This is a genomic window from Halochromatium sp. (assembly GCF_054919635.1).
In genome coordinates, this window is sequence record NZ_JBUDPI010000130.1 from 1 (window position 1) to 9,360 (window position 9,360).

Consider the following 9,360-nt stretch of genomic DNA (forward strand, 5'->3'; position numbering starts at 1 on the left):
CGATCCTGATCCTGCACCGGGCCATGGCCAACGCGCGCGATGAGGGCATGGAGCCGGTCACGGCGGTGCGCGAGGCGGTCGCCGCCCGGCTGCGGCCGATCACGATGTCGGCAATCACCACCATCGCCGGCCTGTCGCCGCTGGTGTTCCTACCCGGTGCCGGCGCCGAGCTCTACCGCGGTGTCGGTGCCATCGTGCTGTTCGGCATCCTCGGCGCCGCCATCGTCACGCTAACACTGCTGCCGGCGTTGACGGTGACGGTGCTGAAGCTGGCCGAGCGACACCGGCGCGCGGTGCGCACATAGATCGCCGAAACGGTTGGCGCGGCCTGACTATTGACTCAGCTCAACCCCGCCGATTTTCCGGAGGATCAAAAGGTTCACAGGCCTTGTGGACAACTATGTTAATCGATCGCGGATAACCGCCGCGATTCATCGGCCAGACAAGTCCTTGCACACAGCGGAAAGGGGTTGGCCAATGATCGACCATAACAGCAGATCAATGACTTAGCGATCTATCACGGTCAGCGCGCTCGGCGAGCGAGAACGCTCTCATGACTTGCTGTCAAGGCCGGTTTATCCACCGTCCCTGTGGATAACCCTGTGCACAGTCCCACTGGCTCAGACGCTCAAGCCTTGCCATGATTACGATTTCGCAACCGCGTCCTTTTTAGGCAAGGGCTTGGTACTGCAACTTCAGGCACTAGGCGGGGGCGGAGATGTTGACGACCGTCACCTGTACATTGCGCGTACTCCTGCCGCGCCGCACCTTCAGGCTCGCCTCGTTGCCAAGGCCGACCTCGCCTGGGATGGCTGCGAGGTCGGCGACACTCTGTACCTGCTTGCCCTCGGCATGGGTGATCACGTCGCCAAGCCTCCCGGCTCGCTGGTCGATACCCTCCAGACCGGCACGGGCTGCAGGCGAGCCCGGCTGCACCGCTGCGATGACGACGCCGTCGACATCTAGGCGAGCGGTCATGGCCTCGGTCAGCGCTACGATCCCGATCCCAGGCCGTGCGACGCTGCCCTCTCGGATGATCTCTGAGACCACGCGATTGACCACGTCCACAGGAACCGCGAAACCATCACCGGCGAAGGCGCCGCTGCCGGAGACGATGGCGGTATTGACGCCGATGAGGCGGCCGGCCGAGTCGAGCAGGGGGCCACCAGAGTACTGCGACAGCTGGCGCGAAGCCGACATCAAATAGTGAAGCAAGACCAGTGCCTGCAGCACTCAGGTTCTCGAGCGGTCACAAGGGTTTCAATCGGCGGTTCGGCCCGTGTTGCAGCCGAGCCATTCAGGGCCGGGTTTGCATCACCGAGAGCGGGTACTTTGCCCCGACCTCTGGTCGCTATCGCCCACTCGATCAAGGGTTGACAGCAGAGGACGCCGTCGTTTCGAACGGCACTGATCTTGCGGTTATTCGTTCTGGCAACGGCGTTTGTTGAGGGGGGGTGCCTGAAGGCAGGCAGTTCATTAGCAATCTGCATTCAAGACGAGGAGCGGCAACCGATGAGCATGTTTCCGAATCAAACCTGGCAGTCGCAGCCCGAGCGCGGCTTGTTTGACAACATTCGCGGTCTCGGTCGGGGCGGCCCGCAGTTGTTGAAGGAATTGGCCGCACAGGTGGATGTGACATTGGACGGACAACGACCCTGGGATATCCGGGTCAAGGACTCGGCCTTCTACGACCGAGTTCTGAGCGCCGGCTCACTTGGTCTCGGTGAGTCCTATATGGATCAGCAATGGGATGCGCCAGCGCTGGATCAGACCTTTACTCGGTTGCTGGGAAACGGCATTGAGGAAAGACTGCAGGGTGCTGCTGGCCTCGGTCTGCGCTTGCGTCTCGCGCTGCTCGCGCTGCGCGCCCGGCTGCTGAATCTGCAGAGCGCCGAGCGAGCCTTCCAGGTTGGCGAGCAGCACTACGATGTCGGTAACGACCTCTACGAAGCCATGCTCGACCCAACCATGAGCTACAGCTGCGGCTATTGGGCCGAGGCCGAGGACCTCGAGAGCGCTCAGCGCGCGAAGCTGGACCTGATCTGCCGCAAGCTCGAGCTGGAGCCACACGAGCGGGTGCTTGACATCGGCTGCGGCTGGGGTGGCTTGGCCGAGCACGCCGCGCGTCACTACGATGTGCAGGTGGTTGGCCTGACCGTCTCGCGCGAGCAGGCCCAGTTGGCGCGGCAGCGCTGCGCCGGGCTTCCCGTCGATATCCGCCTCCAGGACTACCGTGAGCTGGATGGACGCTTCGACAAGATCGCCTCGGTGGGCATGTTCGAGCACGTGGGTGGCAAGAACGACGCCGCCTTCTTTGATACCGTGGCGCGGCTGCTGAAAGAGAGCGGCCTGTTCCTGCTCCATACCATTGGCACCAGCGCTGCCAATCCGGTCAATGATCCCTGGATCGACCGCTACATCTTCCCCAATGGCGAGCTGCCCAATGCTGAGCGACTCGCCCAGGCACTGCGACCGCGCTTCGTGCTCGAGGACTGGCATGCGTTTGGGCCGGACTATGACCGTACCCTGATGGCCTGGTGGGCGAATGTGGAGCAGGCATGGCCAGACCTCGCCAAAGCCGCCTATGACGAACGCTTCCGGCGTATGTGGAAGTACTATCTGCATTGCTCCGCAGGGTTCTTCCGTTCGCGCAACGGCCATCTCTGGCAGCTGGTGCTGAGTCACCCTCAGGGTCGCCGCGAAACCTATCGGGCGCCGCGCTGAGGCCGGCCTGGCGCTTCCCGACGCAGCATCGCCTCGTCGGGCGTCGGGCGTCGGGCGTCGGGCGTCGGGCGTCGGGCGTCGGGCGTCGGGCGAACGGCCCACTGGCCAAAGCCATCTCGCTTGCCGATGAGGCAGCAAGCGCCGTTCGCGTTGCAGTCCGTCGCGCCATCCTGGCGGTTAGGGTCTTACCCTGAAACAAGCGCTTCATCGTCCGGAGTGGCGACGCGCCATGGGCGTTAGAATCGTGCCAAGATGCCTCGAAACGTCAGTTGACCGCCGTGAGAGCAGCGAATTCTAGATTTTGCAGCGATTTCGCAGTCGCTCACCCGCGATTCGCCGCCTGCGTCAGCTCCTCGCGCAGCATGCCTTCGAACAGCGGCACCTTGGAGCCATTCTTCGTCAACGGCCGGGCATCGGCGACGGCGGCTTTCGCGGCCTCGGTGATGGCGGTCTCATCGAGGCGTTGGTCCCGAAGGCTGTTTTCGGCCTCGATAGCGCGCCAGGGGATTGGTGCCGCGCCGGAGAGCACAATGCGCGGCTCGCGCACCACATCGCCATCGAAGCTCAGCGCCAGCGCGCAGCCGGCGAGGGCGAGGTCCCAGGCGCGGCGCGTGCGGATCTTGCGGTAGCTGCTGTAGCGACCGTCCCGGATCGGCGGAATCAGGATCTCGGTGATGATCTCGCCGCGGGTCAGGCGCGTTTCGCGGGTCGGGTCTTCGCTCGGCGGCACGTGCAGGTCGGCGACCGGCATCCGGTGGTGCCCCTCGGGGCCACTGATGGCCACCTCGGCATCGAGCGCGATCAGCGCCGGCGCGGTGTCGGATGGATGGACGATGACGCAGCTCGCGCCACCGAGGATGCAGTGGAGCTGGTTTTCGCCCGGGATGGCGAAGCAATGGTCGCCGCCCTTGCGCAGGCAATCGAAGTCGCCGCGGTAGTACCAGCAGCGCGGCTTCTGGCATAGGTTGCCGCCGAGAGTGCCTTGGTTGCGCAGCTGCGGGCTACCAACCTCAGCGGCCGCGGCGGCCAGACCCGGGCAACGCTGTTGCAGCTCCTCGTGATCGGTGATGTCGGTGAGACGGGTCATGGCCCCGATGGCGATACTGCCGTCTTCGTTGAAGCGCATACCATCGAGGCCATCGATGCCTCCCAGACTGACCAACTGCTCAGCGGTGAAGACCTGATCGTGGAGGCAGCCGAGCAGATCGGTGCCACCGGCATGCAGTTTGGCGTCCTGCTCGACGAGCTGAGTCATGGCGTCTTGCAGGGCAGTCGGCCGGACATAGCCGAGGGCGGGATACATAGGCTCAGCCCTCTGCGGAATTGGCCGCGCCGGTGGCTGCGTGCAGCTGCTCCACCAGCGTGAGCGGGTTGATGGGAGTCTCGAGGAGGCGCACGCCGACGGCATCGAACAGCGCGTTGGCGATGGCCGCAGCGGTCGGGATGGTGACCGGCTCGCCGAGGCCCTTGGCGCCGACGATGTTGGCCTGCTCGTCGGTCAGGGCGATGGGCACCGAGGTGACCTCGGCTGGCACGTCCAGTGCCGTCGGTAGCTTGTAGTCGTGCCAGTTCTTGTTGCAGAGCTTGCCGGCGGGGCCGTCGATCACGCGCATGTCGGTACTGGCGAAGCCCACACCCATGGTCACGCCGCCGACGAGCTGGCCGTTGGTCCCGTGTCTCCGGTCACCGACGAAGACGAGGTCGCGGCGCGGCAGCTCGAGCTGTTGCGCGGCCATATCCAGTAACTGGTCCTTGACTGCGAGGCAGGCGCGCCGAACCGTCGGTTCCTCGGTCGGCACGGTCGTGCTGCCGCCGGACGGGGTCGCAAACTGGGTGGTGCCGGTATCGGCATTCTCGATCTGCACCCGCTCTGGCGCGATGCCGAGCTCCTCGGCGAGCACCATCGCCATCACGGTCTTGGTGCCAGTGCCGATGTCCGAGGCGCCCATGTTCAGATTGGGGGTACCGTCGGTGAACAACCGTACGATGACCGTTGATGGCCGGCCGCCATCGCCGGCAAACCAGTTCGCGGCGGCCATGCCGACACCGCGTTTGATGTGGGGCCTATTGTGGGACTGGCTGCTCGGTTTGGTCTCCGGCGCTGGGCTGGGCGCTGCCGTCACAGCGCTACTGTCCGCATCGGCAGGCTCGGAGCCGGCGCGCTCTGCCGCCGCCTGCTGCCTGTTCTGGTGCCTGGTCTGCTGCTTGGCCTGCTGGCGGGTCTGCTTCCGGGCCTGCTGCCAGCCGAAGGCCGCTGCGCCTTCTTCGATGCAGCGCCTAAGGCCGTCGGTGGTGTAAGGCTTGTTGCCGCGCGCCTGGGTGCCGTCGGGAATGTTGCGCAGCCGCAGCTCGACCGTGTCCAGATCAAGCTTCTTGGGCAGCGCATCCATTGTCTGCTCCATGGCCCAGGAGCACTGCACATAGCCGGGTGCGCGGAACGGTCCCGCCGGCTGGGCACTGATGTAGACGTCGGTCAGCTCGGTGGCCACGTTCGGGCAGCGGTAGAGGTCCTTGGCCAGCCAGTCGAGCAATGACGTGCCGCCGGTGGCGTAGGCGCCGCCAGTGGCCAAGCCGTCAAAGCGGATCGCGGTCAGGGTGCCGTCCCGGCGAGCGCCGACCTTGAGCGTCATGCGGGTCGGTGGTCGATTGCCCTGGGGCAGCAGCGTCTGCTCACGGGTCAGAAACAGTCTGACCGGCCGGTTGATGCGCCGCGCCAACAGCGCCGCGATGATCGAGTACTTGTCGGTCCTGAGCTTGGAGCCAAAGCCGCCGCCCATGTAGTGACCGATCACTCACACCTGCGACAGCGGCAGGCCTAGCACCTCGGCGACCTTGGACTGCACGGCGTAGACGCCTTGCGTCGATTCCCAGAGGGTCAGCCGGTCGCCGTCCCAGCTCGCCACGCAGCCGCGGGGCTCAAGCGATGTCTGCATCTCGCTGGCGGTCCCAAAGACCTGCTCGACGACCACATCGGCCTCGGCGAAGCCTTGCTCGACATCGCCACGCGCATCGCTGCTGCTACTGGCCTGGTTGCCGTTGGGGTGCACCAGGGCGGCCTCATCGTCGAGCGCGGTCTCCATCTCGGAGACGAAGGGGAGGGGCTCGTAGTCGACCTGGAAACATCATGGCAGCCCGGAGGCGTTGACGGACCGCGACGCAAGGCTTGGGTGATGCTGTATTGCCCTTCTGGGCCGCAGCAAATACCCCACTGCTGGTTGAAATGACACGTGCATCGAGGCCTGCGCTGATTCCGCAACGCCTGCTTCAGGATTGCGAGCATCAGGCCGGGGCGCTCGGCCAAGCGATAGTGTCAGCCTCAGACTCTAGCCCGGCCGGGGTCGGAGACAGCCGAATGGTCGGTCCCACATCGACCTGGCATCCTGAATGTAGGGCCTGATCAGCTGGCGCATCGCGACCAGGTCGAGCGCTAGGGGCCAGCCGCGACTGCAGTCAACCCAATCTTCAGGACTCCGCCTCATGTCACCAACTGCATCCAGACTGCCGCGGGCGAGGTTGCTGCGGTATTCACTGCCATCGCTCGTGACCTCGGTCGCCGCTCTGCCGATGGCGCTGTTCATTCCTGCCTTTTATGCCGATGAGCTCGGCCTGCCGCTGGCGGCGGTAGGGGCCGCGATCGCAGCCTCCCGGGTCTTCGATGTCCTGACCGACCCGCTCATCGGGACCCTCAGCGACCGTTTCCAAACCCGTTGGGGTCGCCGCAAGCCCTGGATGTTGCTCGGCACGCCGCTGTTCTTGGTCGCGATCTGGCAGGTCTTTGTGCCGGGCGAGTCAGCGACCATCGGCGGGCTGCTGCTGTGGACGGCGCTGCTCTATCTCGGGTTCACCTTGATCGACCTGCCGCACAGGGCCTGGGGTGCGGAGCTGTCGACCGATTACGATGAGCGTTCCCGGATCACCAGTGTGCGCGAAGCACTGTCGATGGCCGGACAGGTCGCTCTGCTCGGCTTCCTCGTCGTGCTGACGACCCTGGGTCTCGAGGCTGGTGCCGAGCAGCTGCGCGGCATCGCCTGGCTGGTCCTGGTCGGCCTGCCGTTGCTCGTTGGCATTGCCGTGCTGACGGTCCCTGAGGACCGTTCGGCTGGTTTCGCTCATCAGCGCCTCGGATGGCGGGCTGGCCTGCGCATCCTGGTGCGCAATCCGGCGTTCGGGCGTATGGTTGGCTCTGTGCTGCTGTTCGTTTCCGGTATTGCGATCCAGGGCACGCTGCATCGGCTGGTGCTTGCCGACGTGATGGGCGACGAGTCGCTGTTCCCGTTGATGTTGTTCATCGAGAACCTCGGCACGCTTGCGGCAGTGCCTGCTTGGCTCTGGTTATCGGTGCGTATCGGCAAACACCAGGCGCTGATCGCCGCCGCGCTTTGGCTCGCGGTGCTGAGCCTGCCGCTGGCGCTGCTGCGCGAAGGCGATACGACCCTATTGATCATGCTGGTCGCGATCCGCGGCTCGAGCTTCGCATCGATCCTGTTCCTGGCGAATTCGATCGCTGCCGATGTGATCGATGTCGACACCTTGGAGTCCGGCGAGCAGCGCTCGGGGCTCTTTTTCGCGGCCTGGAACATGACGACCAAGCTCGCCCTTGCGCTCGGGGTTCTGCTTGGCACGGCGCTGCCGGCGGCCGTCGGTTATGACCCCGCAGCCGACACGACACCGGCGGACATTCAAGCCCGACTGATGCTGATCTATGGCGCTGTTCCCGCGGTGATGATGGCCGCCGGCGCCCTGTTTCTGCGCGGCTTCCCGGTGTCCCGCGAGCGGCATGCCGAAGTGCGGGCTGCCCTGGCGGCGCGCGAGGGAAGATGATGGAAGGTACAGGGTTTGCTTATGGCAACGGTCGTGAGCACTCTAATCCAACTCAGTCCGATCAGGCCCTTGTCGTCAGTACTCGCTGCTCTTGTCAGGAGGAGCCCATCGCGCGTGCAATCTCGCGCGATAAGGTTACCCCCCTCCGGGCTGACGCTGTTCCTCTCTGGCTTGTTCACGGTGACCTTCACGGTGGCCGACGCAACAGCCGACGCAACCGGAAGCCCTGGCAGCGGGGGCGATTCCCCAAATGGCAAACAGCCGGAGTACGTCGTCGAGGCGAAACAGGTCCCGGTGACCCGGATCGTGCATGCCGAGGTGCAACCGGTGGAGCGCCCTGAGGCCCGTGCACGCATTGCGGGCCTGCTGCGCGAGCTGGTTGTCGATGAGGGCGACGCGGTCGAGGATGGCCAAGTCATCGCTCGGGTCGAGCCGCCAAAGCTCGAATCCCGTATCGCCGCAGCCAGGGCCGAGCGCACCCGGGCTGAAGCCAGTGAGCGCCAAACACAGCGGGCACTTGCCCGCGCCGAGGAGCTGCACGTCGAAGACGTGATGAGTCAGGCCGATCTTGATGATGCCCGCGAGGCGGCTGTCTCGGCGACCAATGCGGTGGAAGCGGCCGCTGCCGAGATCGATACCTTGCTCGCGCGTCAAGAACGCGGCGAGGTGCTGGCGCCTGCCACAGGCTGGGTCATCGAGGTCCTGCCCACCACCGGCAGCGCGATGCAGGCCGGTGGCCTGATTGCTCGCATCGCTGCAGCACCGGCGCTGATCCGCGTCGCCGTCCCCGAGCGCCACCTGGGCCGGCTTCAGCAAGCGACGTCACTAACCCTGGAAACGACCTTGGGTCCGCAACAGGCCGAGCTCGTAAAATTGTATCCGGATGTGAGGCAAGGCCGGGTCGAGGCTGATCTGCGTCTGCCCGAGGGGCAACCGGCGCTGCCGGTCGGGCGTCGCGTCCCGGTCAGACTGACCCTGGATCAGGTTGAGCGCTTGGTCGTGCCCGAGCGGCTGATCAGCGAGCGTCATGGCCTGACCTTCGTCTACCGCGCCGAGGCCGGTTGCACCCTGGTCCAGCTCGGAGCGCGCCGGGGCGATCGGATGATCGTCCTCTCGGGCCTGCGCGCGGGTGACCGCCTGATCGCGCCATGACGGCACAGGACCCGGAGCAGAACCCAGGGCAGGACCCGACACAGGATCAAGCACAGCCGGCAGGTCCGCTGGGCCTGGCTGGACGGATCAGTGCGTTCTTCATCGACAACCCGGTGACGCCGATCCTGATCCTGATCGCGGTGCTGCTCGGCATCGTCGGCATCAGTCTGGTGCCGCGCGAAGAGGAGCCGCAGATCCCGGTGCCGCTGGTCGAGGTCCTGGTGCCAGCGCCGGGGCTCTCGGCCCAAGATGTGGTCGAGACCATCACGCGGCCGGTCGAAGACATCGTCACCGGTATCGAGGGCGTGGAGCACGTCTCTTCGCGCAGCCGCGACGGTCAGGCGGTGATCTCGGCGCGCTTCTATCCGGGCACCAGCAGTGACGACGCAGCGCTGCGCGTGATCGAGCGCATCGGCGCCAACGGCGAGCGCCGACCACCCGGCATCCCGGAACCCCTGATCGTCGCCCGAGGCATTGAGGACGTGGCCGTGGTGACGCTGACGGTCGCGCCAACTGCCGCAGCCGCTGAGCGCTACAGTCGCGCCGACGCCTGGGACGTTTCCGAGGAGCTGCGCTGGCGCATGGCCACCATCGATCGCGCCGGCTTGACCTATCTGGTCGGCGCCGGTGGCACTCAGCTACGTGTCGAGCCGGACCCCAGCG

General features: G+C 65.7%; 8 protein-coding genes and 1 pseudogene. 5 read left to right on the forward strand and 4 right to left on the reverse strand.

Annotated features, from left to right (window positions below; genetic code table 11):
- Positions 1-305, forward strand: a 305-nt coding sequence (locus ACY693_RS09655; RefSeq protein WP_462321616.1) for an efflux RND transporter permease subunit, incomplete at its 5' end; no start/stop codon positions are given.
- A 397-nt stretch (positions 306-702) separates the two neighbouring features.
- Here ACY693_RS09655 and ACY693_RS09660 read toward each other — a convergent pair.
- A complete protein-coding gene (locus ACY693_RS09660; RefSeq protein WP_462321617.1) occupies positions 703-1,233 on the reverse strand; it encodes a S1C family serine protease in 531 nt (176 codons plus the stop codon).
- Positions 1,234-1,512: 279 nt separating this feature from the next.
- Here ACY693_RS09660 and cfa point away from each other — a divergent pair, with 279 nt between their 5' ends.
- Positions 1,513-2,724: a cyclopropane fatty acyl phospholipid synthase gene (cfa, locus tag ACY693_RS09665; protein WP_462321618.1), complete on the forward strand. Its 1,212-nt coding sequence runs from the start codon at positions 1,513-1,515 to the stop codon at positions 2,722-2,724.
- 322 nt (positions 2,725-3,046) lie between these two features.
- On the opposite strand, the gene ACY693_RS09670 is transcribed toward cfa, so the two are convergent.
- The 3 genes and pseudogenes from ACY693_RS09670 to ACY693_RS09680 form a co-directional block, all read right to left on the reverse strand.
- Positions 3,047-4,027 carry an FAD binding domain-containing protein gene (locus ACY693_RS09670; RefSeq protein ID WP_462321619.1) on the reverse strand — a complete coding sequence of 327 codons (981 nt, stop codon included), beginning with the start codon at positions 4,025-4,027 and terminating at the stop codon, positions 3,047-3,049.
- A gap of 4 nt (positions 4,028-4,031) precedes the next feature.
- The gene (locus tag ACY693_RS09675; RefSeq protein WP_462321623.1) at positions 4,032-4,847 is read right to left on the reverse strand and encodes a xanthine dehydrogenase family protein molybdopterin-binding subunit; all 816 of its coding nucleotides are present in this window, start codon (positions 4,845-4,847) and stop codon (positions 4,032-4,034) included.
- A gap of 219 nt (positions 4,848-5,066) precedes the next feature.
- Positions 5,067-5,804 (reverse strand): annotated as a pseudogene (locus ACY693_RS09680) (xanthine dehydrogenase family protein molybdopterin-binding subunit); the annotation flags it as partial.
- Between the two features lie 397 nt (positions 5,805-6,201).
- Here ACY693_RS09680 and ACY693_RS09685 point away from each other — a divergent pair.
- The 3 genes from ACY693_RS09685 to ACY693_RS09695 all read left to right on the forward strand — a co-directional run.
- Positions 6,202-7,545: an MFS transporter gene (locus ACY693_RS09685; RefSeq protein WP_462321620.1), complete on the forward strand. Its 1,344-nt coding sequence runs from the start codon at positions 6,202-6,204 to the stop codon at positions 7,543-7,545.
- Between the two features lie 114 nt (positions 7,546-7,659).
- Positions 7,660-8,697, forward strand: coding sequence for an efflux RND transporter periplasmic adaptor subunit (locus ACY693_RS09690; protein WP_462321621.1), 1,038 nt, complete (start codon positions 7,660-7,662; stop codon positions 8,695-8,697).
- Positions 8,694-9,360: efflux RND transporter permease subunit (locus ACY693_RS09695; RefSeq protein WP_462321622.1), on the forward strand; the 667-nt coding region annotated here is incomplete at its 3' end. The genes ACY693_RS09690 and ACY693_RS09695, both read left to right, overlap by 4 nt.